This is a genomic window from Microcystis sp. M179S2 (genome assembly GCF_020245805.1).
GTDB classification, from domain to species: Bacteria; Cyanobacteriota; Cyanobacteriia; order Cyanobacteriales; family Microcystaceae; genus Microcystis; species Microcystis aeruginosa.
Window position 1 is genome coordinate 13,165 of sequence record NZ_JADBUE010000303.1, and the last position, 25,264, is coordinate 38,428.

Here is a 25,264-nt window from a genome sequence, read left to right on the forward strand (position 1 = left end):
ATCCATGTACTCAGTCAAAGAAGCAGAATCTATAATTTTAACTCAAATTCAACCCCGACAAGAAACAGAAAAAGTTTCTCTAGAGGCAGCTTTTGGGCGCATTTTAGCCGAAGATATCAGCAGTGATTTAGACTTTCCCTATTGGGATAATTCTGCTATGGATGGCTATGCTGTCCGCTACGAAGATGTCAAAGACACTAATCCAGAAAATCCCGTTACTTTAAAGATTATCGCCGAAATTCCCGCCGGCAAAGTCCCCGAAGAAATTATTCAACCGGGAGAAACAGCGCGAATATTTACGGGAGCGATGTTACCCGCCGGCAGTGATACGATTATTATGCAGGAAAATACTCAAAAACAAGGCGAGCGAGTGGCGATTCTTATCCCTCCCGAAAAAATAGGTCTTTTCGTGCGTCAACGCGGCACATTCTATCGAGCGGGAAATACCTTATTAAAAGCTGGTATTGCCATTAATTCCCCAGAAATAGCGGTTTTAGCCACGGCACAAGCTACCGAATTAACAGTGTTTTCCCGTCCCCAAGTGGCAATTTTCTCCACGGGAGATGAATTAATTAATCCCGATGAAACCCTCCAAAAAGGTCAAATTATTGACTCGAATCGCTACGCTTTAACCGCATTTGTCGCCAGTTTAGGGGCAATTCCCAGACCTTTAGGTATAATCAAAGATAATCCCGATCTTCTCAGAGAAACTATCAGAAAAGCCATTGATTCTAGTGCTATCGTCCTTTCCACCGGCGGTGTTTCCGTAGGAGATTACGATTATATCGAGGGAATTTTAGGGGAATTAGGGGGAAAAATTCTGATTGGCACCGTTGCTATTCAACCGGGTAAACCCTTAACCTTTGCTACTTTTCCTAACGGTTGTATTTACTTTGGTATCCCCGGTAATCCCGTCTCTGCTTTAGTTTGCTGTTGGCGCTTCGTGCAAATGGCCATTAAAAAATTATCGGGATTGACAGAATATCAGAACAAATTTCTGCGAGTTGTCACCCGCGATACTCTCAAATCTAAGGGACAAAGAGAAGTTTATCTCTGGGGAAAAATAGAAATTATCGAGGGAGTTTATCAATTTCAACTTGCTCCCGGACAACACAATTCGGCTAATTTAATTAATTTAGCGGGTACTAATGCTTTAGCCATAATTCCCCAGGGTAAAACTACTATACAAGCGGGAGAAACAGTAGAAGTTATGACTGGACTTCCCCTTTGAGAGCCAGTTTCAGATTTTGGCAAGGGTTCTTTTTTTGACTTGATCTCCTTCTCGGTAAGAATCAGGTCGAAGGACAGCAGCAGGGGAATTACGGTTAGGAACTTTTTGCCGCAGACCCTAATTATATATTGGCCTCAAAAACGGGACAATAGCCTTCGGGAACCACTTTAAAACCGTAGAGGGGAGAAGCGGGATTCCAACAGCGCTGACTTTTGTAGTGGACACAGACACGACAGCAATCCATCTCCTCTAAAGCTTTGGTGATGCGATTGGGACTCTCGCTTAATAACTCCCGTTGGGAGACTCCCCGCAATAATAATTCTTCCCCTTGCCAGCGCGCTTCCACCAGTCCCGTATCGGCGAAATTACTCCACCGGGGATCCCGGGTGATCGGCTCTGGTAAGGTGATAGTGACGATCGAATCCGATTCATTTAATTCTCCCTCATAGTGGCTGGGGGCCGGGGGTGTCGGTTGCATAAAGCGATCGCCAATAGGCAATTCCACCAGAGTTCCCACGGCCGGGGAATGGAGTTGATAACGGCTTTGTAATTCTTCTAAACTGGTCAAATCCGCTAGATATAGGGGCGAGCCATGGACGAACATGATATGCTGCGGTCGCAGGTTATGGATCAGTTGGGTGGTGTTGCGACTATCGCTATGTTCGGCCAGTAGATAGGTTTCTTGGCTAATTAATTGCGAACGCTGTGTCGCTTTTAATCGGGGATTCTCCAGGTTGATATCGTGCAGGTGTTGGGGAGCTAACATTAACCAAGGTTTATCCCCTTGCAGATATTTACTCACCTCCTCTAGGCGATCGATTAGTAAAATTATCGGAGTGGTTCCCCCTAGAGGTGTCGGTTTTTCTGGCAACCTTCGCAACCGGGGACAGATGCGCTCATCCCAAAATAAGGGCTGATGTTTGGCAAAATTTTGCACAGATGCGGGAAATTGTGGTAAAATTTCCAGGTAGGCATCGCAAGCTTTAGCGATCTTGCCCCCAACCCAGATATCAATGTCGCGGCCTGTGAATTGGTGGTGCGACCGCAGTAATTTTAAAATTTCCTGACCCAATCCCAAAGCGGGGACGGGTAGTAAGACATTTTGTCCCTCAGCGATCGCATGATAGATGCGATTCATCAACTGTTTTTCCTGCTGTCGTCGGTGGGGATGGCGCTCTGTGCCGTAACTGCCTTCAATAATCAGCACATCGGGGGACACTCCCCGCAGCAGATCGATCGATAATCCTTCCACCAGTTGAAAATTAGACAGGGAAAAATCGCCGGTATAGAGGACCTTATAGGTGCGTTTGGGGGTTTTGTAGGTGAAGAGAACCACGGCAGCCCCAGGGAGGTGGCCAGCTGGAAAAATCTCGACGGTGAGATCATCAAAGAGAGCGATCGGCGATCGCCATGGCCAACCCTGACAGAAACTGCCGATTTCCTCAGCACAATCGGGCCATTGTAGGGGCAGCAGTTGTACTGTCACCTCACTGGCATAAACTGGCAATTGGGGATAGGTCTGATGGAGAGCCATTAACCCACGGATGTGATCGCTGTGGGCATGACTACAGAACACCAGATCCACGGGTGGTTTTTTGTTTTGGGTGAGGGGTTGCATATCGGCCAAACCGCAATCTAAAAGTAGGCGATAGGGACCGATTGTCAGGAGGAGACAAACCCCTTCTGACGCGTGACCGACACCAAAAGGTAAACAGGATAAAAGGGATTTTGACCCCCAGACGGCAGTAGAGCGTTGAACCATGGCAACCCTGATTATGATGACTGGTTAGTGAGCGGAACCGTTGCCATCGTAGTTATCGCTATCGTAAAAACCGTTGCGGGTGCCGAAAAAGAGACAAGAGACGGTGAATACGGCCGTCAATGCCAACAAGATTAATTTGATGTCCATATAATTAGTGCAACTCCTCAGAGGGTATCTCCCCTCATACTAACCCAACTTTTTCGGTTGTTAGCAGCTAGGTTTCGGGTTTGACCATCGGCGCTCAACCTCTTTTCATAATTAAACTTGCCAGTAATTTGTGATGATTTTATCAAAAACTACTGATAATTGTCGGTAAAATTAGCATTTTTTGTCATAATAGTCAAGAAAATTTCATAAAAATTTAGCCTGACTTTAAATGATCCTTTTCTCAAGGGCGACGTAATAATACTAAATCCGTTGAGTATATGCTACATATCAAGACAGGCAATAGGCAAAAGGCAAAAGGGGGAATAAATAATCATTCTTTAATAACTGGATTTAGTATTAGACATGAGGCAAAAGCAAACAATTTATTGATTTTTACTCAGATTAGCTCAATTCAATTATAGTGGAATTTTACCATGAGGGTTCGATTAAAATTGAAGGCTATTTGATCAGATGATAAAGTTAATTAAGGTTGATTAAAATTAAAGTTTGTTAAACTCGGCTAAGTCATTGGTCTTTTCAAGAAGAGGATAACGAATTGCTGTTTCATCGACTAGACTAGATAAATACTCATAAGTTTGACGAAGTTCATAGGCATTATCATCACTTTTTGCTTGGTTACACTGCCAGCATACCAGTTGTAAATTGTCAAAATCAAACATTTTTTCGGGACAGCGAACCTTATTAATTATATGATCGATAGTGGCATAATTGGGATGAAAAAATATCTGATTGATTTGATTAATAACTTTTTCCCCTTGATAATTATTATATTCGTCACCCCTTTTGATAGCTTCTGACTGAGAAGAAGTTTTAAATTCTTCGCCATGTTTCATCTTTTTACCACAAAAAGGACAGGGTTTTTCTTTGGCCATTGTTCGATATTGATTCGGGCTAATTAATCCTTTTTGGGGGTGTTCGATAACTGCTAGATGTTGATTAGCATTCCAGATTTCTGCAATTTCATCGGAGCTATATAATTGAGACAACTTTGATTTTGATATTTTAGTCATGGCAGTACAGAATAATCATAATAAAGGATATTTAGCCAAGGCTTTATCTGCTATTTCATGCAAATTGTTAGAAATTTTTTCTAACTCTTGTTTTCCTTCTTCAGACATTTTTTTAGCTTTTTCAGACTCAATAATTGCTAAATCCATGGCTTTGACGAGATTTCCTTTATTTAATTCATGCTCAAATAAACTGACAACTTTATAAGTATTATTTTTAAAATCCTGAAGAAGCTCCCAAGAGCTTTTAACCTTTCCCCAGCCGCTATTATAATAGCCCTTTTTTCTCGCTTGTCTTTGTTGCTCTAGGGAAAGGCCATGAAATACTTCACTATTTCTTTTTTGCCATTGGCGATAGCTCATTTCTTCTAGTAGTAAATTCATTGCTTTAGTTCCTGTTCATCTGCAAAGTAACGAGTGATTTCTTGCCACTTTTTATCGCCATAGTTATTAATAATATATTTTTTAATATCCCCCAGTTGTCTTCGTAGTTTATCATTAGTTTTTTCCAGAGATTCAACTGTAGAGATGGCTCGATCTTTTATTTGTGTAATCCCATCCTGTTGTTCCTGAATAATATTTTTTAGATCGCTCACCGCTAGATTATAACTGTCTTTATGAACTAATTCCTTTTCCAGTAAAGCCTGTTGACGTTCTTGGCCAGTTTTAGATAGACTAGCCTTTAACCATTGACCTAAACGATAAATCTCAGATTGATCAAAGTCTAATAAATCTTGACGTAACTGCTCTAACTTGCGTAGCAACTCATTAACTTTTTCTTGCCAGTAACTGACTTCTTGTTTAAGCTCAACATTCTCGTTGGATAAATTCTGATTACTTTTTCCTAACTGTTCAATTTTGCCCTGGTGTCTGGATATTTGCAAGGACTGAGTTGAATTAACTTTGGCTCTATCATTTCGTTCTTGTATGATAATCTGGAACAATTCCGCCGCTACAGGATCATCAAGATGTTCTACAATCCATTCTAGATGACGTGCTTTTAACCTATCGCTCAAATAGCCCTGAATTTCTATGTGTTGTTCTTTCAATAGGGCTAGATTAGATTTAATGGTCATGACCGTAATTCTGACTTTGGTAACTTATCCATAGTTATTTTAGTACAAGTATAAGCTTTTGGAAAAAAGCAATCTTATCGGTCATGGTAGTTTTGCCTGTTTCTGGGAATCAACTCGGACCGACTGAAGAAACAAAGGAAAATGGAAATTTTGCCGATCTAGGGCTGGCCTTTGCTATAAGTGAGCTATATAGCGCCTCCTTGGCTAGTGAGTAAATTCTCAAACGCTAAAGCTGAGAGCTTACCGCTATAACTAAGCACACGAATCACCCAGACTGAGAAAATATCATGCGTATCGCTCACGATGTCACCGAATTGGTTGGCCGCACACCTTTAGTACAATTGAATCGGATTCCCCAAGCGGAGGGCTGTCTTGGCCGAATTGTGATGAAATTAGAAGGGATGAATCCCGCTGCTTCCGTCAAAGACCGCATTGGCACTCACATGATTAATAGCGCCGAAAAAGCGGGTTTAATCAATCCAGAAACCACGGTTTTAGTGGAACCCACCTCTGGCAATACGGGAATTGCCCTAGCGATGACTGCGGCAGCTAAGGGTTATCGCTTGATTTTAACTATGCCGGAAACGATGAGTTTAGAGCGCCGGGCGATGTTAAAAGCCTACGGTGCTACCCTAGAACTTACCCCCGGCTCCCAAGGCATGAAAGGGGCAATTTTACGCGCTCAGCAAATCGTCGATAGTATCCCCGACGCTTATATGTTGCAACAATTTCGCAACCCTTCTAACCCGGAAATTCACCGTCTCACCACTGCTGAGGAAATTTGGCAAGATACGGAGGGACAGGTAGATTTTATTGTTGCGGGTGTGGGTACTGGCGGCACGATTACGGGAGTCGCTGAAGTAATTAAATCCCGTAAACCTAGTTTTCAAGTAGTCGCGGTGGAACCTTTCAATAGTCCGGTGATTTCTGGTGGTAATCCCGGTCCCCATAAAATTCAAGGTATCGGTGCAGGTTTTATTCCAGAAGTTTTACGCACAGATCTGATTGATGAGGTAATTACTGTCAGTGATGAGGAAGCTTTTCAATTTGGTCGTCGTCTGGCAAAAGAGGAAGGGTTGCTTTCGGGGATTTCTTCCGGTGCCAATCTTTGCGCTGCGATTCAACTGGCCCAACGACCGGAAAATGAGGGTAAATTAATTGTGGTGATTCAGCCTAGTTTCGGGGAACGTTATCTGAGTACACTGATGTTCCAAAATATCGAGGAGCGCGAGTTAACTTTGGTGTAAAAAAATATCTTCTTCAGCCTCTAGTGGTTAACATTTGGCTTTAGCTTTAACTATAGCAGTTATCTTCTTGGTGGGGTAGGATTCAGTTATCAGTTATCAGCTGTGAGTTTTCAGTTCACTGTTCACTGATTTGAGGCTGGATTTTTTCACCTGTAGGGGTATTTGTAAAGGTTGCGGTTTGATTGCTTCTTTGCCGGAACAATTATCGAGTAAAGCCGATCGCACTTGTGCATCGGTTTCTCGCGAGAGAAGATAACGGAAGTATTCTTGGCATTGTTCTCGACGACTGGGGGAAAGTTGCATTTCACTTAAACGTCGGACTGCCATTAAGCGCATTAAGGGATCATTGACTGTTAATTTTTCTAACCAGCGATCGAAGTTTTTTGACTCATTTTGACCGCGATGGTCGAGAAAATGCCATCCTAGCAGGATTAAAGTCGAAACCGTGCCAAATCCTTGCAAAATTGAGGCCAGGGCCAACCAGCGATTTTCGGCATAGGTCCAAATGGCGACAGCGAGATAGGTGGCTAAACTGCCCAAACCACCACAGACTACCGCTAAAGTTAACTTACCGCTATCGGCACTGAAAAAAGCACGCCCCCACAGCCACAGCGATGGCCAGTTTTGACCTTGGAGATGGTAAACTCCAATCATCGCCCCCACTCCGGTTAAAGTGGCCAAAACTAACTGCCAATTCCACGCCCAGAGGATCAAAAAACTAGCACAAGCTGCCGCCCATGTCAAGAATTGACGGGTTTTTTTTGCCGCAAGAGTTTTCATGACTCGACGCTGCAGAGCGGGGGAAAAATAGGGAGGAAGGCGGAATACTGAAGACACGGGAAGTTTTTCACTGAGGGTTTGATGATCACTATAGCCTGTTCTCAGGCAGACAGATCATTTTTCTAGGTAAAAATCCTTGTGGGAAAAGAGCGCAGTGCTAGGGTGGGCTAAAATTGCGATCGAGAATCGGCTAAACTTCAGATTGGCGAGCTTAGGTGTTAAGATGGTTTTCAATCAAACTCAACTTTTTTTATTAATAAATAGCTCAACAATATTCTGTAAACTTATATACAGAACTCTAAAGAAATATATTAATTTGCCGTCTTTAGGGCGGTAAATTCTGATCAATAATCTAGAGTGTTAAGTATAAGTACCGCATCTAATTTTACCTAGTCAAGCCAGCTATCTAACTCATCTATATCACTTCCGAACAGAGTTAAAACGTCCTTTGTCTCGGTTGAGTCTTGCGGAAATTTTACCTTAAGGAAAATCTCGATAATTTTGAGTCATGATTCACTAGAATCCTCAAATATTCCATAAACTGGCGAGTTTTAAGAAACCTAGGAGGTTCATCGCTATGAAAAGCCGTCTTATTGTTTGTTGTGATGGAACTTGGCAAGATTTAGGACAAGGTTATCCTACCAATGTTGTCAAAATGGCACAAGCTATCACGCCACTTGATGATACTAAGGGCAACCCCATCCGTCAAATCATCTATTATGACGAAGGCATTGGGACAAAACAATCTAATACCGAGGTAACTGATGCTTTAATTAAAATTGCTGGAGGTGCTTTAGGCATTGGCATGGATCATAAGATTCAGGATGCCTATCGTTTTCTGTGCTTAAACTATCAACCTGAAGATGAAATTTATCTCTTTGGGTTTAGTCGGGGAGCTTACACTGTACGCTGTTTAGCCGGGTTAATTTATAATTGTGGTTTGTTGTATCGGGAATTTATCCGACAAATCCCCAAAGCCTACGAAATTTACCGAGAAAAACAAGACCCAAATAACGCACCTAACGGTAAAAATGCCATTGATTTCCGTAATCAGTATGGACGACGGGTTCCCATTAAGGCCCTATGCTGTTGGGATACGGTTGCTTCTTTAGGTATCCCCGATATCGTTCATTCTCTGCATTTAGATGAAAAGTTCAACGAACGTTATCACTTTTATGATTCGACCATCAATCCTACAATTGAAAAGGCGTTTCATGCAGTTGCCATTGATGAAATTCGTAAAGTCTTTGATGTAACGCTAATGCGTCCCCATTCTACCCACATCAGACAACAAAAAGAACAGGTGGTTCAAGTTTGGTTTCCGGGGGGTCATGGTTGCGTTGGTGGAGGTTCTCAGGAAGAATCTGGCCTATCCGATGGAGCTTTATTATGGATGATGGAACAAGTCGAAGCCTTGGGTTTGGCCTTAGATAAAAGTTATATTCAACATGGAGTTCATCCCAATTGTAGTGCGCGTTTTGATAATACGTCAAAATGGCCATTTAATGTAGCGGGAACAGCACCTCGTCAGTTTGAAGGGGATGTTAGCAATTTGCATGAAAGTGTTAAAAATCGCTGGACAGACCTGAATATTAATCCCCCTTATAAACCGGCTATTCCCGAAATTCAAATGATGCTTGAGCAAGAGCTTGGTGCTTTGAGAAAGAAAGAAATAGTCTCTGTTTAGCACTTCGCTGCCTCAAAAATGTCGCCTTCACTTTACTTACATAAACACTCATAATCTGACCTAATTTAGGAGGATTTGCCATGAAAGTATCATAGAACTGTATTGATCTGATCAAAAAGTGGGAAGGTTGCAAGCTTACCGCTTATAAGTGTCCGGCTGGCGTTTGGACAATTGGAATTGGAACCACTCGCTATCCTGATGGACGGCCCGTGAAACCAATAGCATCCAACTCACTGTAACTTCCTTAACTTGACAAAGGGAAAATATCCTATTTGTGAACCGTCTGCTGTTGTTAAAGTAACCTGTCCAGAATCAGGCAAAAAAGGAGAATCAATGATGACTACTCAAAAACTGAAAGCTCTAGTCAATACTGTTATCAAACAATCTACCCTAGATAGCAGTCAAATTACTGACCCTACTCAAAAATTTTCCTTGACAGCAGGAGATGAACTTGAGATTAATAATTACAAATCTGCGGACAATAATCACTGGGAATTAGAATTAACAACCCCTGTTAATCAGATGACGAAATGGTTCGCTTATATGCCCCATGTCGAAATTAAAAGTAATGACCCTGTGGCCAAGATATTACAAGACATTAAGCAGTCTCAATTTAAGGTGTATCATCGACCAACAGAACAAGATGGAGATGGAGTGGGGATTCCCCCTAATGGACAAGACAACCGTTCAGAAAGAATTTGTCCTGTTTACGTTCTTAGTCCCAGAAGACAAACAGATTCTTTAGTTAGACAAATGATTACACTGCTTCGGGTCAAGGATACAGCGTTCATTATTGCAGAACGATTGCTACAATATCCCGAAGATTATCTCCCCACTATTTCTCAATTTGAAAAAGCGGTCATCGTCCAATCTTTTGTTGGTGTCGGTCCTCCTCAACCGGATCCAACTCCTTATCCAGATTGGGCAAAAAAAAGACACGACAAAGAGTTGTGGAGACTCGAACAATCTATCCGTCTATTACAGTCGATGAATCGAAAAATCTCAGCGGTGGTTTGTGCGATGGGAGATTCTCAAAAACATTCATCCAAAGATGTGCGAGAAACAATGCAAACAAGATTATACAATCTTCTGGATAAGTATAATCTCTCGGCTCTCAAACAGCCAATTACTTGGGGAGCAGATGAATTAGTAGCAATGGGAATCGCTCAAACTCTTCCTAAAACTAAAGTGCGTGTCCGCATCTCTAATAAGGAGACTGAAATGTGGTACGACGGGAGACGACCACCCAGAGAACTTGTGACTGAAAAATTACCAGCAGTTGGGTTAGAAGAATCAGAAACTGGCTGGGATTTCGAGGTCGCTATCCTAACTCGTCGTCAAAATGGTAGTATTGATGATTATCAGAAAGACGACCAGGAACAAGCCCAGTTAGACGAGCAATTTCTGGCTCAATATAAGGACTATTCTTCCGAGCAGCGCGCTAAATTAGTCATCATTGATGGCCGACTTTTTAATGGGGCTTGGAATGCCACTTCTGTGTTACCTTACGATGATTTATTGGCCTTCGGTAGTTGGGGAACATTTGGCAATTGTGTTGGCTCAACTTTGGCGGTGGCAAAAACTCTTTTCTACGCTAAAAATCCCGCCGCTCAAAGACAACTTTATTTAGAAGCCATTGCTCATGATGTTTTTGCTAATGGCTATAAAGAAGTTCAACGACTCGAAGAACCTAAAAGCTTCTGTAATCAGCTACAAAATCAAACAGGAATAACTTTCAATCATTACGACGGATATGATAATCCTGCTACGGTCAAAAAAGTCTTTGAGGTCTTAAATCGGCGCGTTAATGCCAGAATGCAGGAACATTTTACGCGACTTCCCCTTGTTAATCACCGAGTCTTCCGAATTACCCCGCAATTTTGGCGCACTTTTGAGAGTGAAGTCCACATCTGGCCAAGATTACCAGAGGAAATTCATAAAGTTGGTATCTATCGTACTGATCTGGAAGCGATCGCTTTTAATCCTTCATTGGGCGATCAATTCGTCTAACAGTAAATTTTTCAACAATCCCATAGGAGAAATGCCATGACTTCCTTACAAATTCTTAGTCCCATCAATGATGCTCGCTTTGAATGTCTAAAACCTGTTACTTTTACAGGCAAAGTAGATCCTGGAATAGTCACTGTAGAACTAAAAGCAGATGACAAATATTCCCTAGGTAATAATCAGGTTAAAGCAGACGGTTCTTGGTCGATTACTTATTCAGGATTTACCAATATTGGTGATCGCAAAATTACCGCTATCGCTCACACTCAAACCAATCAAAATAAAGAAGAAACCAGCATTCTGATTCATGTGGCAGCTCCCTCAGATTATACTAAAACTATTTATGAGGGTTTAGTTTTAGATGCTTACAAAAACCTCCAACACACCCAGTCTCTGCCGACAGATCACAAGTTAACTGATGCCGAAGGATGCCGGTTATTTGAACAAGGAATCCTACCCATCCTCCAGTCCAAAACAACCTTTATGGAAGCAACGGAGGAAGGTCGAAACAAACTAGAGAAATTAGTTGAACAAAACAAAGATCAATACCATATTGATGACGCACCCTGTGCTTATTCCGTCTCCTGTGTGATGAAATATCTGGCTGAAAAGTTAGGATTAGCCACCGTCAAAGCACTTTTCCAAGACCCCTGTTTAATTGATAATGTTCAAGTTACAGGCGTTGAGAAAAAACTGCGTCGTCTGGGATTTCTCTACTTTTTGAAAGAAGATTACCTAGCACCTCGTGGGGCAATTGGAGCAAGAGCGCCTCGAAATAATCAGGATCAATCGTATCACATTTATTTCATTACCAAAGATGGAGAAAAACGTACCGAGTTTCCTAACCCAGAGAATCTTTGGGATGATCAACAGGGCAAACACGAAACCGGAATAAACGGGCCTAAATGGCAAATTAAAGACCTTCATGCTGAAAACCTCGATTTCTTCGATCATGTTTTTATGCAATGGGAGAATGGCTATACCGAAGGATTTTGGTTGCCACCGGGTATTTATCCTTTAAATCGTGGTTTCAATCTGTCGAATCTTTAGTTCCGTATTCTAACAATGCCCATGGGCCGACCGTTTAAAGTAAGTGGCACTTCGGTAATAGCTCAGTTTCTAATGGCAATTGGTCAGTCTCTTATCGTTTTACTGACAACGGCAAACGTCAAATTGAAGCGAGAGGATTTGATCAAGATAATCATTCTGTTGCTAGTGAAAAGATTACTTTAGAAATTGAAGCTTCTTCCATATAGCGGTGTGCAGTCGTATGAGGTACAGTGTCACGAGCTATAAACCATGCTAGGCAAAGCTTGGTCTGTATCTCACTCAAGCGCTTACCGCTATAAGCTGTGAACCAAGAACGAAACTCTTTGAAATTGGCGGTCATTCTGTTTGGCAAATTTCAGGACAAACCGCTTTTTTCTATCAATCAAAAATGAGTATTGATGCCGATGGTGCGCCGAATGCCTATCATCCCGACAATATTGGCTTAGATGATCTGAAAAATGCCGGTTATCCAAATACGTCTTGGTGGAAGAATATTCTTGTCCCTGACCCTCAAAATCCTAATCGAGCTTATGAGCAACAGGAGCATCTCATTTATGCAAGCGAGTAATTATACTTGTCCCTAAAACTGGTTTCTAGCAAGGCTTTCAAAATAGCTTGACATAAAACCTGATTTAGGGGTTACAAAGGTGAGCATGAGCAATGCCCACCTGAGTTTTTTTTAAGGAGTAATTACCATGAATAAAGTTGCTTTAATCACAGGTTTATCCCTAGCATATTTTGGTGTTAATGTCAATAGTTTGCAAGGGGCAAATATCACCTACAATTTTCAAGGTGTCATAACTTATGGAAATCTGACGGGAACTTATTCCGGTTCGGCTAGTTTCGATAATGCGGCGATTACAGGAGTGGATTTTGAATCTATCCCCTTGACCAATATTAGTTTTAATCTACTCTCCAATACCTTTAATCTCGCTTCGGCCGATGCCCCTCCCGTGGCTAATTATTTCGATGAGACTTTTCTTGGCATCGATTATAGTGTCACCTCTACTAATGCTTTCTTTCCCATCGCTAATTTTGCCCTGACTAGCGGATTGTTTAACCTCAGTGAAGCGGCTTTTACCTATACTCCTCGCTTGGGTATTGCGGGACAAGGTAGCCTAACTTTTAGCAAAGTTCCTGAACCTTCTATCGTTATCGGTTTAATCATTTTAGGAGGAATAGGTTTTGTCCTCCGCAAAAGGCCATAACTAATTTGAGACTTCCTTCGCTAAAAACGCCTACGTCTAAAGCTCTTGCTAAAGTAACTCAAGAATATATTTTGGTCTGTAATGAAGTTCCGGGGGAAGGCGATAAGTTGTCTATTTCGAGGTTCCCTATTTTAGCACGATGGTAAGTAGGGAGGCACAATTATTTGTAGGATGGGTTAGCGGTAGCGTAACATAATCAGGCGTTGGGTTTCATGCTTCAACCCAACCTACGTTCATCTTATATTTAATTCCACCCACCTACTTATTTCTACTCAATTTTATAGAGATAGGCTTCTGGGGTTTCCAGAAGGGAAGTCATCGGGCGATCGAGAGGGGGGGTTTTGGCGAGGGTAAAAATTGGAAATAAATCGTTCATTTGGATAGCCATTTTAAATTTCGGCTGTATATAATAACTACCCGATGGGCAGGCATTGGTTATCGTTAGCTCTCTTTTGGTCATAAAGGTATCGATATAATCGTACTGACCATGCTCTTTTCTTTTGCCTTTCTTGGCCGGATCACAAAGGGTTGAACCGACCGGAATCTGATTGATAATTTCCACTGTATCGGCCACGGATAGGAGTCTTTCGGAACCGTATTTACTAGCAAGATAACGTTGATTGAAATAGAGATTAGTTGCGATAGAATAGCCGATGATAATTGCTAGAACTAGACCGAGGATCCTGTCGAAAGTCTTAGTAAAGTTTAGATAGGCCAGACTAGCGATCGCCAAGAGGATAGGAGCAAACCAGAGTAAGATTTTACGATGGGAATAAAAATGCTCATCAGGATAATTAGAGGAAGCGTAGAGAAAAATTATCCAAGTGATCGCCAAAAAGCCGATAAGTGTTTTATTGCCTCGATATTTTTTGATGACTATGTATAGAGAAATGCCGAAAAAAATAGCAGAAACTACGACATTGAAAATCGATATATTGTCATTCAAAAAAAACACTTGATTACCCAGATAAACCGTTTCCCAAATCGCTTTAAATAGACGAGTGAACAGATTGCTCGATGGTTCACCGCTCGCCCCCTTCTCCGTGAGTGCTCTCACCAGTCCTTTCGTATTGGCGAAATTCCGAACTATCTCACTGTACCAATACATAACTAAGGCGAGATTTGCGGAGAGAATCGATAGAAAAGGCAAAAGACATTTACGAGTATTCTTGCGATTTCGATAAACAAACCATAGAGAGGCGATAACAGAAGTCACTGGGATAATTAACATCGTGGTGGTGTGTAAACTCACCAATATAGCGACGGTAATCCCGAAGAATATCCAAGCTATAGCCTGATAGAGCAGCGGCTTACTCGTTTCCATCTGGAAACGATAGAGTAAAGCAAAAACGAGCAGGAAAAAGGGTATTGGGCTAGGGGCCCAGGAAAAATTATTAATAAAATAGTCCGCGTAAATCGTGCTATACCAAAATCCTGCCAAACTGGACAGGAGAAGACGTTTATCTTGTTCTACATTTTCTAAAAGTTGATAAACAAAGTAGATTAAGAGCGGAATCGATAGAAAAGAAAATAGACCATTGGTAAGGACTTGAAATTCGGGATCCGCGCCGAAAATTGTCAGAGGGAACGCTAAATAACCATAGAGGGGAGGAATTACGAATCCATATTTTCCACCCCCCCCTGCAGGTCCCAATTGAGGAAAGTTTCCCTTCCACATATCCATCCAAAAGTAACCACCGCTAATCTGATCGGGATCGGGTCCGATATCGAAGGTAACATATTCAAAAATACTGACAATCCTGGTGAAAAAGGCAAAGGCGATCGCTAGAATCCCTAAAATCAGTGCTGTTACTCGGACTTTATTGATTGATTTCCCCATAAGTGTCGGTATTTTTATCCTAAAATTGTCTGGTAGCTTCGTGACCGTATCCCCGAATATTTATCTTCGCATGGTAGCACTAATTTCTAGTCCTACTCGGTTAGAATTTAGCGTTAAAGATGAAGTATAACCTGATTTAGCATTGCTGGCCGACTCCCCAAAACGAAAACCTCGTACCTCACCATGAAGATAACTGCTATAGGATTTAAGAGACTGTTTAGCAATAAACTGGACACACTCGCTTAACAAAAATTTTTTTAGACAGATATTGGACACAATCGGGAATCCCGTGTTAAACTGCCTCGATAAGATGATGTCACTCTCAAAGCCCTTCACTATATAATCTAATGGTAATACAATCGGTCAGTTTAACAGTTAAGGACTATAAGTCTAACATTCCCGTCGCCATCTTGTGTGGCGGCAAAGGAACCCGACTGCGGGAAGAAACCGAATTTCGACCTAAACCGATGATTGCCATCGGAAATCGGCCAATTATTTGGCATATCATGAAAACTTATGCCCAATATGGGCTAACTGACTTTATGCTCTGTCTAGGGTACAAAGGGGAAATAATCCGGGACTATTTCTTTAACTATGATTGGAATCAAAGTGATGTCCTCTTAGAGTTAGGCAATAAAAAAGTGACCAAACTCGATAGTGGACACGAGGAGGAAGACTGGCGTATTTGGTTAATTGACACGGGACAGGAAACCATGACGGGAGGCCGTCTTAAACGTCTCACCTCTTATATAGACCAAAGCAGAAGCGATATCTTTTTAGCCACCTATGGGGACGGGGTTTGTGATGTGAATATTGCGGATCTGTTGGATTTCCATTACTCCCATGGCAAATTAGCCACGATGACGGCGGTTCGTCCTTCTTCTCGCTTTGGCGAGTTAATCATTGAGGGTAATTTAGTCACTCAATTCCAAGAAAAGCCCCAAACGGCTGAGGGATGGATTAATGGGGGGTATTTTGTCTTAAATCGCAAGGTTTTGGATTTAATTGAGGGAGATGCGACGACTTTTGAAGCACAACCCCTAAGAACCCTGGCCGCTTTAGGAGAACTCGCCGTCTATAAGCATGAAGGGTTTTGGCAGTGCATGGATACTTACCGAGAAATGGAAATGCTCAATCACCTTTATGACACTGGACAAGCTAGATGGAAAATATGGTAAAGAAAGCATTTTAGCGGGGCAAAAAGGTCTTTATCACGGGTCATACTGGCTTTAAGGGGTCTTGGCTGGGGTTTTGGTTACTCCATCTGGGGGCAGAGGTAAAAGGCCTCAGTTTAGCTGCCAATACCACCCCCGCCTTAGCTGAGTTAGTGGCTCGTTTAATCGCTTCATGGCAACCGGATGTAGTCTTTCATTTAGCGGCGCAATGAGCGTCTTATACTGAACTCAAGTAATTGACAGATAATCAATCCTTTCATAGCAGGAGGCACTAAGTGGACATAGTAAATTCAATACATATCCAGATTAGGAAAATGCTCAAAAAGCCATCAAAAATTGATGGCAGATTTTTGGTAGTTGCCGCAGTCTTAGGATATTTTGGGTTATTGTATGTAGCTAATTTTTTTGTTCCCTATCACAATTTTTGGTGGAGACTTGGGGTTCCTGCGGCTACAAACCCCTTTATCGATCTTGCAGCCGTATTAGGTGCTTTTGATTGTGATCGATTGACTGAGGAAGTTTCCCTAATCAATAATTCCTGCTTCAAGCAAATATCTTATCCTAGTAGTTGGTCTTCATTAACTTGGCTGGGGTTAGAGCAGCGTGATACTATATTTTGGGGAGTTTTCTTTGCTTTAATCTTTTATGGGATAACTTTAATGATCATTGGCAGATTAAATTATCAAGAAGCTGTAGTTTATGCCCTAATTTTATGCTCACCACCGGTAATGCTTTTAGTGGAACGTGGCAACGTAGATATTGTTATCTATTCTTGGCTTGGTGTCGGACTGATAATAATTAAGAATAGCCGAGCATTAATTTTTAGGTTGTGCGCCTATTTATTAATATTTTTTTGGGGGGTTGTTAAACTATTTCCAATTTTTGGACTGGCGGTAATTCTTAAAGAAAAAAGAAATCTATTTCTGTTCTTGTCGGCTATTTTTACCACTGCTTTTATTACTTATTTTCTCGCTAGTATAGGGGAGATTAAAACTATCTCAAGCATTCATGATGGGAGAATTTGGTATAGTTTTGGCTATAAAGTCCTCTTTGGTGCAGTCAAATATATTCTATCAAAGCTTACTAGCGGCGAAACTGATCTTAAAAATACGATCATATATATGATGTATATAATTATGATTTTATTTACTATGTCAATCTTAACCAGAGTTTTATTGTCGAAATTTAAAATTTTTAAAGAATGGCTTAGTTCGGATTTTGTCTCAACCGATTCGGACAAATCTTTAGATAAAAGTCGATACATTGATTACTTCCGTCTTGCGGCAGCAATTCATTTAGGAAATTTTCTTGTTATTGGCATGCTTTATGATTACAAATTAACTTTTCTAATCTTTGCCCTTCCTCAAATTTTGGATTGGATTAAGCAAGAAAATCAATTGAGCTTACCTTCCAGTATGGCTTTAGTCGCTATGGTGACAACCTTTTACGCAAGTCCATTCTTATATCCTTGGTTAGTTGATGAAATGATCAATTGGCTCTTAGCTGCCAATTTATTATACATGGCAATTCTCTCTATGCCTGAATGGCTAAAAAGTTTAGTCCATAGGAGATTGTCTGGCAAATTTTCCGTATAAAAGTTTAACCACAGGCTAATGTATAGCAAAACTCAATGAATTGTAAAATCCCCTCATCCCTAACCCCTCTCTCACTCTGGAGAGCGGAGAAGAATTGTGTTTAAGAATTATTTAGACTGGCTCCGTTAAATACTTCCTGAGACTTTTGGCTGACTACTAAAATGCCCTTCCTTCTGTCAAGCTGTCCCAGCATAAGTGAGTAGCCATTTGACAGCTTTCAAAGCCAGAGCGCGGTGGAATTAATATTTATATTCCCCTGTCAGTTTTCTGACCAGTTTCCAGACAAAACGATTCCAAGGTTTTCTGTACAAGTACCGACTACTGGCCGTAGGTTGTCTAATTTTAAAATCAGTATTGCTGATATCATAGACCTTTGCTAGGTCTTTCAGAGTGAACTCAATAGGGGTTTTATCAACTAGCCGCTCAAAAACTTCAACATTATTTTTAAGAATATCATCCTTTTTTTTCAACAATGGATATGGCTTCTTGGCGTGTCGATTAAACAAAAACAATGCTTCTGTTGGCTCATAATGCTGCGGCTTTTGAATTTTACTATGGCCACCGCTGCGGGCATTCTTAACTCGAATGTCAGTAAAACACATTTGCTTCAGGGGAAAGGTTTGATAACAAACCCACTGAAGATACCAATCAGTCCGATGTGCCCCATGATAAATCGCCGGTAAGATAACATCAGCATAGCTTTGGGAGAGGATTTGAGATTCTGCATCATATCCACTAATGGGAAAGCATTTTCTGGAGATGAACTCTTCATAAGAAGCTTTAATCGGTAGAAATGCCCACTGTTTAGGATCATAAAAAGTTCCAGCAATGGGATGATATTCATCGAGCAATTCTTTTATCTTTTTGGGAATATCTACTCCTTCATCAGCAACAAAGGTAACATCATCATCGATAAAAATGTAGTATTCATAATCTTTAGGAACTTCCCTATATAGCAAGCTCCTGCCCTCACTCCAAGTCACTCCTTTTGCAGTAATGAAAGCATTGGGGTCATCTTCCGTTGCCCAATTAAGGCGATAAAAGTCACTAAATTCAGTAGTAAATAGTTCTCGTTTTTCTATAGTGCAAGGCTCATTACTTAGTTTGCCCTGTTCCAAAATACAGAAGGTTTTTTTACTCATTTACAAATTAGATAAAGTTCGGTACGAGTTCAAGTTTTAGCTTAATATATAGCCAGTCTAAACGATTTGCCAACACCACGAGCATCACGTCTCCAGAGTGGGAGAGGAGATGGGGGTGAACCGGTCCCCACGACCCACCTAGGTAGGCCACAGCACCCTTCATGTCACGCTCAGTACATAGCCCTAAGTTTGAAGCAGCCATAGGGTCGGCAGGAGGCAGGAGTAAATGATTAAATTGTACTTCAGGTGAGTTAAAACCGCTATGTAACACTTTCGAGTCCAGAACAATATTAAAATCCCTGCCACCCAAGCATAGCTGTATGTTCACACCAAATTCAAGCCATATACAATAAGTATAAATACTTAATTGATTTTCCCTTGAATCACGAGGCATCGAAAATCAAGAACGACTCTCCCCGCTCAGAAGTTCCCTGCTCCCCTTTTGTCTCAGCTAACCATTCTAGATGCCTAACAGCTTAACCAATTGACATCCTCGGTCAAGTTCCTGTATAGTAGCTCCCAAAGATTTAGGGTGATGGCTTTAAGCCTTCTCAAAAATTCTTTTCGGCGATTACTGGCAGAAAGCCGTTGAAATTAACCGAAAACCCGGTATAGCGAGTCTATTTGACTTGTGAACAATAATAGCTCCCCTCTCCCCCTGGGATGAGCCTGATGGGTTTTGGCAGTGTATGGATACTTACCGAGAAATGGAAATGCTCAATCACCTTGATGACAGTGGACAAGCTAGATGGAAAATATGGTAAAGAAAGCATTTTGGTCGGGCAAAAAGGTCTTTATTACTGGTCATACTGGCTTTAAGGGGTCTTGGCTGGCGTTTTGGTTACTCCATCTGGGGGCAGAGGTAAAAGGCCTCAGTTTAGCCCCCAATACCACCCCCGCCTTATTCGACCAATTAGACTTAGCTCAGAACCTGAGTCATCATATAGGAGATATTCGAGAGGCTGAGTTAGTGGCTCGTTTAATCGCTTCATGGCAACCGGATGTAGTCTTTCATTTAGCGGCACAACCCTTGGTGCGGCTTTCTTATCTGGAGTCGGTGGAAACGTGGAACACAAATGTTATGGGGACTATTCACGTTTTAGAGGCCCTCAAAAGCCTGACTCATCCCTGTGCCGCCGTGTTTATTACTAGCGATAAGTGCTATGAGAATCGGGAATGGGTCTATGGTTATCGGGAAAATGACCCCTTGGGGGGTTACGATCCCTATAGTTCTAGCAAAGCTGGGGCGGAATTGGCGATCGCATCTTGGCGCAGTTCCTTCTTTAAAACTCCTCAAACCGCCATCGGCATTGCCAGCGCCAGGGCAGGAAATGTCATCGGTGGCGGAGATTGGTCTCTAGACCGGATTGTACCCGATGCAATGCGGGCCTTGATGAAGTCGGAAGCGATTCCGGTGCGTAACCCTCTAGCGACTCGCCCTTGGCAGCACGTTTTAGAGCCTTTAGGGGGCTATTTACGGTTAGCTGAGTCTATTTATGAGCAGTTGATGACGGCCAATTGGCAGCAAGACAGCCGGGGGTTATATGGGGCGTTTAATTTCGGTCCGGCTCTAGCCTCTAATCGCCCAGTTAAAGAGTTAGTTGAGTCTATCCTACAACTTTGGCCAGGGACTTGGCTCGATCAAAGTGATCCGAATGCTGTTCATGAGGCTAAATTGCTTAATCTAGTCACAGATAAGGCTTTCCATACCCTAAAATGGCAACCCGTCTGGGATTTTCGGCAAACCCTCAAGGAAACGGTGACATGGTATTATCAAGCGGCGCAAATGGACTCTGAAGATAAAGCACAATTCCAAGACCTTACACGCCAACAAATCGAATATTATCAAAGTTGTCTGATCGATTAGCGAACTCAAGGCTGATAATGGTCCAAATTAAGTAATAATTAAGTTCAAATTTCTCCCCTGAAAGGAAATTAACCATGACTCAATCTATTTCTCCCCCCAATACAAATACTGAAGCAGAACTGCGAGAGCAAGTCTTTCAAGCAGTACAAGAATATTATAAGCACAAATTTCAACCCCGGGCTTTTGTGGCGGGGCAGACCTATATTCCGGCATCGGGTAAGGTATTTGATGAGCAAGAATTAGTCAAATTAGTGGATTCTTCCCTAGATTTCTGGTTAACGACGGGCAGATATGCGGCGGAATTTGAGGAACGTTTTGCCCAGTGGATGGGGGTAAAACATTGTTTATTAGTCAATTCCGGCTCTTCGGCCAATTTAGTGGCTTTAAGTGCCTTAACTTCCCCTAAACTGGGGGAAAAACAACTTAAACCGGGGGATGAAGTCATTACCGTCGCCGCAGGTTTCCCGACTACAGTTAATCCCATCTTTCAAAATCAGCTAATTCCGGTCTTTTTAGACGTTAAACTACCCGGTTATGACCTCGACATCGAGCAACTGGAATCCGCCTTGTCAGAGAAGACTAAAGCGATTATGATCGCTCATACCCTGGGAAATCCCTTTAATTTAGAAGCGGTGATGGCTTTTGCCGAAAAACATGACCTCTGGGTAGTTGAGGATAACTGTGATGCGGTGGGAAGTCTTTACAAAGGGCAAAAAACCGGCACCTTTGGGCATTTAGCAACGGTTAGCTTTTATCCTGCTCATCACATGACTATGGGAGAAGGGGGCGCGGTTTTAACCAGCGATACCCGCTTGAAAAAGATTGTCGAGTCATTCCGTGACTGGGGCAGAGATTGTTGGTGTCCTCCGGGTGTAGATAATACCTGTAATAAGCGCTTTGGTTGGCAGTTAGGAGATTTACCCTTTGGTTATGACCATAAGTACACCTATTCTCATGTGGGTTATAACCTAAAGATGACGGATATGCAAGCAGCCGTCGGGGTAGCGCAACTGGATAAATTGCCAGGATTTATCAAAAAGCGCCGGGAAAATTTCGACTTTTTGCATCAAAAGTTACAGGAGCTTCAAGATGTTTTAATTCTGCCTGAAGCCAGCCCCGATTCTGAACCGAGTTGGTTCGGGTTTCCGATTTTTGTCAAGGAAAATGCACCTTTTAGCCGCAATGATTTAGTTAAGCATTTGGAGGAAAAACGCATCGGCACAAGGCTATTATTTGGAGGAAATTTATTGCGACAGCCTCTTTATAAGGGGTTAAATTATCGAGTCGTTGGGGATTTAAGCAATGCCGATAAAATCATGAGTAGTGTTTTTTGGCTAGGCATTTATCCCGGATTAACCGAGGAGATGTTAACCTATGTAGCAACGACCATCAGAGAATTTTGTCATGGCCAATAAAATTACCGAACTTTTGGGACAAAATTTCCGAGCATGGGGGATCAACCTTAATCCACTGTCAATCCACTTAAAATCTTGAAAAACTGATGAAAATCACTGAGACAAGGATTCCTAAGTGCTACGAAATTGTCCCCACTATTTTAGAAGACAAGCGTGGTCGTTTTGTTAAAACTCTACATCAGGACATCTATGAAAGTCACCAGTTAATTATTAACTTTGCTGAAGAATATTATTCGGTGTCCAAGAAAAATGTTTTGAGAGGACTACATTTCCAAGTTCCTCCGCAAGATTGCACAAAAATTGTGTATTGTCTCGAAGGGTCGGTAATGGATGTAGTGGTAGATTTGCGTAAAGGCTCGCCAACATTTGGCGAGTTTGAGTTGTTTAATCTGAGTTCTGAAAATGGTAAGATAATCTATATCCCTTCTGGCCTAGCGCATGGTTTTTATGTGACGAGCGAAACGGCAATTATGTGCTATAAAGTATCAACAGTATATTCTCCCAAAGAAGATACAGGAATTCTTTGGAATTCCGTAGTAATACCTTGGCCAAATCTACATCCTATCTTATCTGAACGAGATCAGAGTTTTCTTCCTTTTTCAGAATTTCGGAGTCCGTTTGTTTATTGAGAATCAAAACAATTTAAAGAAAGCATGAAAGTATTAATTACTGGTGCGAGTGGTTTTGTTGGTTCCCATGTAGCAAGGCTTTTAGTAGCCGAAGGGTGTGAGGTATATGCGCTTGTGCGAGAAAGCAGCAACCGATGGCGAATTCGAGATATTCTGCCATCAATGTATTTACGGCAATCCGACTTAGTAGCATTTGAAAACGTGAATACTTATTTGCAGGAAATCAAACCTGAATTGTGCATTCACTTAGCTTGGTATGCAGTGCCGGGTAAATACCTAAATTCTCAAGAAAACCTTGATTCAATTCAGGCGAGCATCAATCTTCTCTCTCAATTAGCCGAACTGGGTTGTAAGCGGTTTGTGGGTATAGGGACTTGTTTTGAGTATGATTTAAGTCTGGGATATTTATCTGAATCCAGTTTGACAAAACCCATAACCTTATATGCAGCCACCAAGGTCGCACTTTCCACTATTTTGCAGCAATTTGCCCAGATAACCGAAATGGAGATAGCTTGGATTCGCCTATTTTATCAGTATGGACCAATGGAGGATGAGCGACGGTTAATTCCGTCGGTTATTTCTTCACTGCTGCGGGATGAAGTGGTGAAAACAACTAAAGGTGAGCAAATTCGAGATTTTCTTCATATTGAGGATGTAGCATCGGCAATTTGGGCAGTTGCTAAGAGCAACGTTTCAGGTGTAGTTAATGTTGGTTCTGGTCAACCTGTAACCGTTGGACAAATAGCACTTGAACTTGGTAATTTATTAGGTAAACCTGATTTAATTCATCTGGGAGCTTTGCCTTACCGTCCCAATGATCCCATGTTTATTTGTGCTAATAATGAGTTGCTTAGAAAAAAGACCGATTGGACACAAAAATATAATTTAACGACGGGATTAAAAAATACAATTGAATGGTATAAAGACCATTTAAACATAAATAAAATTGAGGAAATTTAAGATGAGTAAAAAATTAATTAGTATTGTTACTCCCTGCTACAATGAACAAGATAATGTTGAGTTTTCATATACTGAGGTCAAAGATATTTTTGCAAGATTAGGAAAGTATGAATACGAACATATTTTTATTGATAATGACTCTCAAGATAAAACAGTCAGTATATTAGAGAAAATCTCTCAAAGCGACTCTAGAGTCAAAATTATCATTAACGCTAGGAATTTTGGCTTTGTTCGTTCTACCTATTACGGTCTCTTACAAGGGGAGCATCTCATTTATGCAAGTGAGTAATTATACTTATCCATAAAACTGGTTTCTAGCAAGGCTTTCAAAATAGCTTGACATAAAAACCTGATTTAGGGGTTACAAAGGTGAGATGCTCCCTCTTACAAGGAACTGGAGATGCGGTTATTTTAGTCTTCGCCGATTGTCAAGATCCTCCCGAACTAATCGTCGATTTTTTGGGAAAATGGGAGGAAGGCTATCAAGTTGTTAAAGGAATTAAAAGCTCGAGTCAAGAGAATTCTTTGGTCTATAGTATAAGAAGATTTTATTATTTTTTAGTTAGGACTCTATCAGAAGAGATTGACTTAACTGCTAATTTTACGGGCTTCGGTTTATATGATCACAAAGTGATAGAAGCATTGCGTTTGATCGATGATCCTTATCCCTACTTAAAGGGTCTTATTTCAGAAGTCGGTTTTAAGAGTGCTAAAATCGAGTATGATCAGAAAGTCCGAAAACGAGGTAAGAGTAGTTTCAATTTTTATCGAATGTACGATCTGGCAATGCTGGGTATCACTACCTATTCTAATTTTCCGCTAAGATTGGCGACAATGATCGGGTTTGCTCTATCTCTAGTGAGTTTTCTGGTCGGTCTGGGGACTTTGATTTTGAAGCTTCTGTTTTGGAACCTTTTCCCTATAGGGATAGCGGCAATCATTATCGGATTGTTTCTTTTTTCTTCTGTACAATTATTTTTTATAGGTATTTTAGGAGAATATATTGGTTTGATAAATAGACGAAGCTTAAAAAGACCTCTAGTGGTAGAGAGAGCGCGAGTCAACTTTGATTAAGAGTTACCTAGGGATGTTCTTTAATCTAAATTGTAAAAGACAATAAATAAAGAGGAAAATAAAATGTATCAAATGAATAAAACTGCGATTGATCAATGGTTCAAAGGAGTAGGGGCGTTCCTACTTATTATTATTGATGTAAATTATCTTCTTACCACAAGATTTGGCAGATTGAAAGGAAATGAAAGGTATGAAGCAATGTGGTATCTATTCATCTTAATTTCCATTGTTGTTTTACCTATATTATTGGGTAAAGTTTTGAACTATTTAAGTTCTATTTTATCAAAAATAATCAATAATTGGCAAGTCACAAATCAAAGTCGTAATCTTGAGTTTTTACTTTC

At 41.3% G+C, this 25,264-nt stretch carries 24 protein-coding genes and 3 pseudogenes; 17 read left to right on the forward strand and 10 right to left on the reverse strand.

Annotated features, from left to right (window positions below; all coding sequences use genetic code 11):
* The first annotated feature begins 4 nt into the window (after nucleotides 1-4).
* The gene (locus IM500_RS18760) at nucleotides 5-1,231 is read left to right on the forward strand and encodes a molybdopterin molybdotransferase MoeA (RefSeq protein ID WP_287739312.1); all 1,227 of its coding nucleotides are present in this window, start codon (nucleotides 5-7) and stop codon (nucleotides 1,229-1,231) included.
* A 121-nt stretch (nucleotides 1,232-1,352) separates the two neighbouring features.
* Here the strand turns inward: IM500_RS18760 and IM500_RS18765 are convergent, their stop codons facing one another.
* The 5 genes from IM500_RS18765 to IM500_RS18785 form a co-directional block, all read right to left on the reverse strand.
* The gene (locus IM500_RS18765; protein ID WP_287739313.1) at nucleotides 1,353-2,993 is read right to left on the reverse strand and encodes an MBL fold metallo-hydrolase; all 1,641 of its coding nucleotides are present in this window, start codon (nucleotides 2,991-2,993) and stop codon (nucleotides 1,353-1,355) included.
* A 24-nt stretch (nucleotides 2,994-3,017) separates the two neighbouring features.
* Nucleotides 3,018-3,140 carry a DUF8629 family protein gene (locus tag IM500_RS18770; RefSeq protein ID WP_002737208.1) on the reverse strand — a complete coding sequence of 41 codons (123 nt, stop codon included), beginning with the start codon at nucleotides 3,138-3,140 and terminating at the stop codon, nucleotides 3,018-3,020.
* A 500-nt stretch (nucleotides 3,141-3,640) separates the two neighbouring features.
* Nucleotides 3,641-4,171 carry an HNH endonuclease gene (locus IM500_RS18775; RefSeq protein WP_287739314.1) on the reverse strand — a complete coding sequence of 177 codons (531 nt, stop codon included), beginning with the start codon at nucleotides 4,169-4,171 and terminating at the stop codon, nucleotides 3,641-3,643.
* A 15-nt stretch (nucleotides 4,172-4,186) separates the two neighbouring features.
* Nucleotides 4,187-4,552, reverse strand: a complete 366-nt coding sequence (locus tag IM500_RS18780; RefSeq protein ID WP_287739315.1) for a hypothetical protein — start codon at nucleotides 4,550-4,552, stop codon at nucleotides 4,187-4,189.
* On the reverse strand, nucleotides 4,549-5,244 hold the full coding sequence (locus tag IM500_RS18785) for a hypothetical protein (RefSeq protein WP_190722257.1): 696 nt from the start codon (nucleotides 5,242-5,244) through the stop codon (nucleotides 4,549-4,551). Before IM500_RS18785 ends, IM500_RS18780 begins: the two co-directional genes overlap by 4 nt.
* Nucleotides 5,245-5,531: 287 nt before the next feature.
* Here IM500_RS18785 and cysK point away from each other — a divergent pair, with 287 nt between their 5' ends.
* Nucleotides 5,532-6,491: a cysteine synthase A gene (gene cysK / locus IM500_RS18790; RefSeq protein ID WP_012268194.1), complete on the forward strand. Its 960-nt coding sequence runs from the start codon at nucleotides 5,532-5,534 to the stop codon at nucleotides 6,489-6,491.
* Nucleotides 6,492-6,587: 96 nt separating this feature from the next.
* Here the strand turns inward: cysK and IM500_RS18795 are convergent, their stop codons facing one another.
* Nucleotides 6,588-7,328: a hypothetical protein gene (locus tag IM500_RS18795; protein WP_061431638.1), complete on the reverse strand. Its 741-nt coding sequence runs from the start codon at nucleotides 7,326-7,328 to the stop codon at nucleotides 6,588-6,590.
* A gap of 520 nt (nucleotides 7,329-7,848) precedes the next feature.
* Between IM500_RS18795 and IM500_RS18800 the strand changes: the two genes are divergently transcribed.
* From IM500_RS18800 to IM500_RS18820, 6 genes are all read left to right on the forward strand, one after another.
* Nucleotides 7,849-8,958 carry a T6SS phospholipase effector Tle1-like catalytic domain-containing protein gene (locus IM500_RS18800; RefSeq protein ID WP_190722256.1) on the forward strand — a complete coding sequence of 370 codons (1,110 nt, stop codon included), beginning with the start codon at nucleotides 7,849-7,851 and terminating at the stop codon, nucleotides 8,956-8,958.
* 110 nt (nucleotides 8,959-9,068) lie between these two features.
* The gene (locus tag IM500_RS24870; RefSeq protein ID WP_502882366.1) at nucleotides 9,069-9,197 is read left to right on the forward strand and encodes a glycoside hydrolase family protein; all 129 of its coding nucleotides are present in this window, start codon (nucleotides 9,069-9,071) and stop codon (nucleotides 9,195-9,197) included.
* A 94-nt stretch (nucleotides 9,198-9,291) separates the two neighbouring features.
* The gene (locus IM500_RS18805) at nucleotides 9,292-10,968 is read left to right on the forward strand and encodes a DUF4127 family protein (RefSeq protein ID WP_287739316.1); all 1,677 of its coding nucleotides are present in this window, start codon (nucleotides 9,292-9,294) and stop codon (nucleotides 10,966-10,968) included.
* A 36-nt stretch (nucleotides 10,969-11,004) separates the two neighbouring features.
* Entirely contained in the window at nucleotides 11,005-12,015 is a 1,011-nt protein-coding gene (locus IM500_RS18810) for a hypothetical protein (RefSeq protein WP_287739317.1), read from the forward strand.
* A 388-nt stretch (nucleotides 12,016-12,403) separates the two neighbouring features.
* Nucleotides 12,404-12,583 carry a hypothetical protein gene (locus IM500_RS18815; RefSeq protein WP_287739318.1) on the forward strand — a complete coding sequence of 60 codons (180 nt, stop codon included), beginning with the start codon at nucleotides 12,404-12,406 and terminating at the stop codon, nucleotides 12,581-12,583.
* A gap of 127 nt (nucleotides 12,584-12,710) precedes the next feature.
* A complete protein-coding gene (locus IM500_RS18820; RefSeq protein WP_287739319.1) occupies nucleotides 12,711-13,223 on the forward strand; it encodes a PEP-CTERM sorting domain-containing protein in 513 nt (170 codons plus the stop codon).
* A 268-nt stretch (nucleotides 13,224-13,491) separates the two neighbouring features.
* On the opposite strand, the gene IM500_RS18825 is transcribed toward IM500_RS18820, so the two are convergent.
* Both IM500_RS18825 and IM500_RS18830 read right to left on the reverse strand, forming a co-directional pair.
* Nucleotides 13,492-15,063, reverse strand: coding sequence for a hypothetical protein (locus IM500_RS18825; protein WP_287739320.1), 1,572 nt, complete (start codon nucleotides 15,061-15,063; stop codon nucleotides 13,492-13,494).
* Nucleotides 15,064-15,123: 60 nt separating this feature from the next.
* On the reverse strand, nucleotides 15,124-15,339 hold the full coding sequence (locus IM500_RS18830; protein ID WP_242034541.1) for a hypothetical protein: 216 nt from the start codon (nucleotides 15,337-15,339) through the stop codon (nucleotides 15,124-15,126).
* Between the two features lie 71 nt (nucleotides 15,340-15,410).
* On the opposite strand from IM500_RS18830, the gene rfbF reads away from it, so the two are divergent.
* The 3 genes and pseudogenes from rfbF to IM500_RS18845 all read left to right on the forward strand — a co-directional run bounded on the left by rfbF (nucleotide 15,411) and on the right by IM500_RS18845 (nucleotide 17,833).
* Nucleotides 15,411-16,241 carry a glucose-1-phosphate cytidylyltransferase gene (gene rfbF / locus IM500_RS18835; protein WP_199328746.1) on the forward strand — a complete coding sequence of 277 codons (831 nt, stop codon included), beginning with the start codon at nucleotides 15,411-15,413 and terminating at the stop codon, nucleotides 16,239-16,241.
* Between the two features lie 32 nt (nucleotides 16,242-16,273).
* Nucleotides 16,274-16,447: pseudogene (locus IM500_RS18840) on the forward strand (CDP-glucose 4,6-dehydratase); the annotation flags it as partial.
* A gap of 105 nt (nucleotides 16,448-16,552) precedes the next feature.
* Entirely contained in the window at nucleotides 16,553-17,833 is a 1,281-nt protein-coding gene (locus IM500_RS18845) for a hypothetical protein (protein ID WP_287739321.1), read from the forward strand.
* A 239-nt stretch (nucleotides 17,834-18,072) separates the two neighbouring features.
* Here IM500_RS18845 and IM500_RS18850 read toward each other — a convergent pair whose 3' ends face one another.
* Complete coding sequence (locus IM500_RS18850; RefSeq protein ID WP_287739322.1) at nucleotides 18,073-18,975, reverse strand: hypothetical protein; 903 nt, start codon at nucleotides 18,973-18,975, stop codon at nucleotides 18,073-18,075.
* Nucleotides 18,976-18,982: 7 nt separating this feature from the next.
* Nucleotides 18,983-19,369, reverse strand: coding sequence for a hypothetical protein (locus IM500_RS18855; protein ID WP_061431649.1), 387 nt, complete (start codon nucleotides 19,367-19,369; stop codon nucleotides 18,983-18,985).
* A 354-nt stretch (nucleotides 19,370-19,723) separates the two neighbouring features.
* Between IM500_RS18855 and rfbG the strand changes: the two genes are divergently transcribed.
* From rfbG to IM500_RS18890, 6 genes and pseudogenes are all read left to right on the forward strand, one after another.
* On the forward strand, nucleotides 19,724-20,842 hold the full coding sequence (rfbG, locus tag IM500_RS18860; protein WP_353737920.1) for a CDP-glucose 4,6-dehydratase: 1,119 nt from the start codon (nucleotides 19,724-19,726) through the stop codon (nucleotides 20,840-20,842).
* A 74-nt stretch (nucleotides 20,843-20,916) separates the two neighbouring features.
* Nucleotides 20,917-22,257, forward strand: coding sequence for a lipopolysaccharide biosynthesis protein RfbH (gene rfbH, locus IM500_RS18865; protein ID WP_149989767.1), 1,341 nt, complete (start codon nucleotides 20,917-20,919; stop codon nucleotides 22,255-22,257).
* Nucleotides 22,258-22,343: 86 nt separating this feature from the next.
* Nucleotides 22,344-22,886, forward strand: a complete 543-nt coding sequence (gene rfbC / locus IM500_RS18870) for a dTDP-4-dehydrorhamnose 3,5-epimerase (protein WP_287739324.1) — start codon at nucleotides 22,344-22,346, stop codon at nucleotides 22,884-22,886.
* Between the two features lie 24 nt (nucleotides 22,887-22,910).
* The gene (locus IM500_RS18875; RefSeq protein ID WP_287739325.1) at nucleotides 22,911-23,846 is read left to right on the forward strand and encodes an NAD-dependent epimerase/dehydratase family protein; all 936 of its coding nucleotides are present in this window, start codon (nucleotides 22,911-22,913) and stop codon (nucleotides 23,844-23,846) included.
* Nucleotide 23,847: 1 nt separating this feature from the next.
* Nucleotides 23,848-24,920 (forward strand): annotated as a pseudogene (locus IM500_RS24875) (glycosyltransferase family 2 protein).
* Between the two features lie 72 nt (nucleotides 24,921-24,992).
* Nucleotides 24,993-25,264 (forward strand): annotated as a pseudogene (locus IM500_RS18890) (hypothetical protein); the annotation flags it as partial.

What these genes read in the sequence shown, in the direction of transcription:
- rfbC (WP_287739324.1), top strand. Translation starts at nt 22,344, where the DNA reads ATGAAAATCACTGAGACAAGGATTCCTAAGTGCTACGAAATTGTCCCC.
- IM500_RS18775 (WP_287739314.1), bottom strand. Translation starts at nt 4,171, where the DNA reads ATGACTAAAATATCAAAATCAAAGTTGTCTCAATTATATAGCTCCGAT.
- IM500_RS18845 (WP_287739321.1), top strand. Translation starts at nt 16,553, where the DNA reads ATGCTCAAAAAGCCATCAAAAATTGATGGCAGATTTTTGGTAGTTGCC.
- IM500_RS18825 (WP_287739320.1), bottom strand. Translation starts at nt 15,063, where the DNA reads ATGGGGAAATCAATCAATAAAGTCCGAGTAACAGCACTGATTTTAGGG.
- IM500_RS18785 (WP_190722257.1), bottom strand. Translation starts at nt 5,244, where the DNA reads ATGACCATTAAATCTAATCTAGCCCTATTGAAAGAACAACACATAGAA.
- IM500_RS18810 (WP_287739317.1), top strand. Translation starts at nt 11,005, where the DNA reads ATGACTTCCTTACAAATTCTTAGTCCCATCAATGATGCTCGCTTTGAA.
- IM500_RS18770 (WP_002737208.1), bottom strand. Translation starts at nt 3,140, where the DNA reads ATGGACATCAAATTAATCTTGTTGGCATTGACGGCCGTATTCACCGTC.
- cysK (WP_012268194.1), top strand. Translation starts at nt 5,532, where the DNA reads ATGCGTATCGCTCACGATGTCACCGAATTGGTTGGCCGCACACCTTTA.
- IM500_RS18875 (WP_287739325.1), top strand. Translation starts at nt 22,911, where the DNA reads ATGAAAGTATTAATTACTGGTGCGAGTGGTTTTGTTGGTTCCCATGTA.
- IM500_RS18760 (WP_287739312.1), top strand. Translation starts at nt 5, where the DNA reads ATGTACTCAGTCAAAGAAGCAGAATCTATAATTTTAACTCAAATTCAA.
- rfbG (WP_353737920.1), top strand. Translation starts at nt 19,724, where the DNA reads ATGGAAAATATGGTAAAGAAAGCATTTTGGTCGGGCAAAAAGGTCTTT.
- rfbF (WP_199328746.1), top strand. Translation starts at nt 15,411, where the DNA reads ATGGTAATACAATCGGTCAGTTTAACAGTTAAGGACTATAAGTCTAAC.
- IM500_RS18805 (WP_287739316.1), top strand. Translation starts at nt 9,292, where the DNA reads ATGATGACTACTCAAAAACTGAAAGCTCTAGTCAATACTGTTATCAAA.
- IM500_RS18820 (WP_287739319.1), top strand. Translation starts at nt 12,711, where the DNA reads ATGAATAAAGTTGCTTTAATCACAGGTTTATCCCTAGCATATTTTGGT.
- IM500_RS18780 (WP_287739315.1), bottom strand. Translation starts at nt 4,552, where the DNA reads ATGAATTTACTACTAGAAGAAATGAGCTATCGCCAATGGCAAAAAAGA.
- rfbH (WP_149989767.1), top strand. Translation starts at nt 20,917, where the DNA reads ATGACTCAATCTATTTCTCCCCCCAATACAAATACTGAAGCAGAACTG.
- IM500_RS18855 (WP_061431649.1), bottom strand. Translation starts at nt 19,369, where the DNA reads ATGCCTCGTGATTCAAGGGAAAATCAATTAAGTATTTATACTTATTGT.
- IM500_RS18815 (WP_287739318.1), top strand. Translation starts at nt 12,404, where the DNA reads ATGAGTATTGATGCCGATGGTGCGCCGAATGCCTATCATCCCGACAAT.
- IM500_RS18765 (WP_287739313.1), bottom strand. Translation starts at nt 2,993, where the DNA reads ATGGTTCAACGCTCTACTGCCGTCTGGGGGTCAAAATCCCTTTTATCC.
- IM500_RS18850 (WP_287739322.1), bottom strand. Translation starts at nt 18,975, where the DNA reads ATGAGTAAAAAAACCTTCTGTATTTTGGAACAGGGCAAACTAAGTAAT.
- IM500_RS18800 (WP_190722256.1), top strand. Translation starts at nt 7,849, where the DNA reads ATGAAAAGCCGTCTTATTGTTTGTTGTGATGGAACTTGGCAAGATTTA.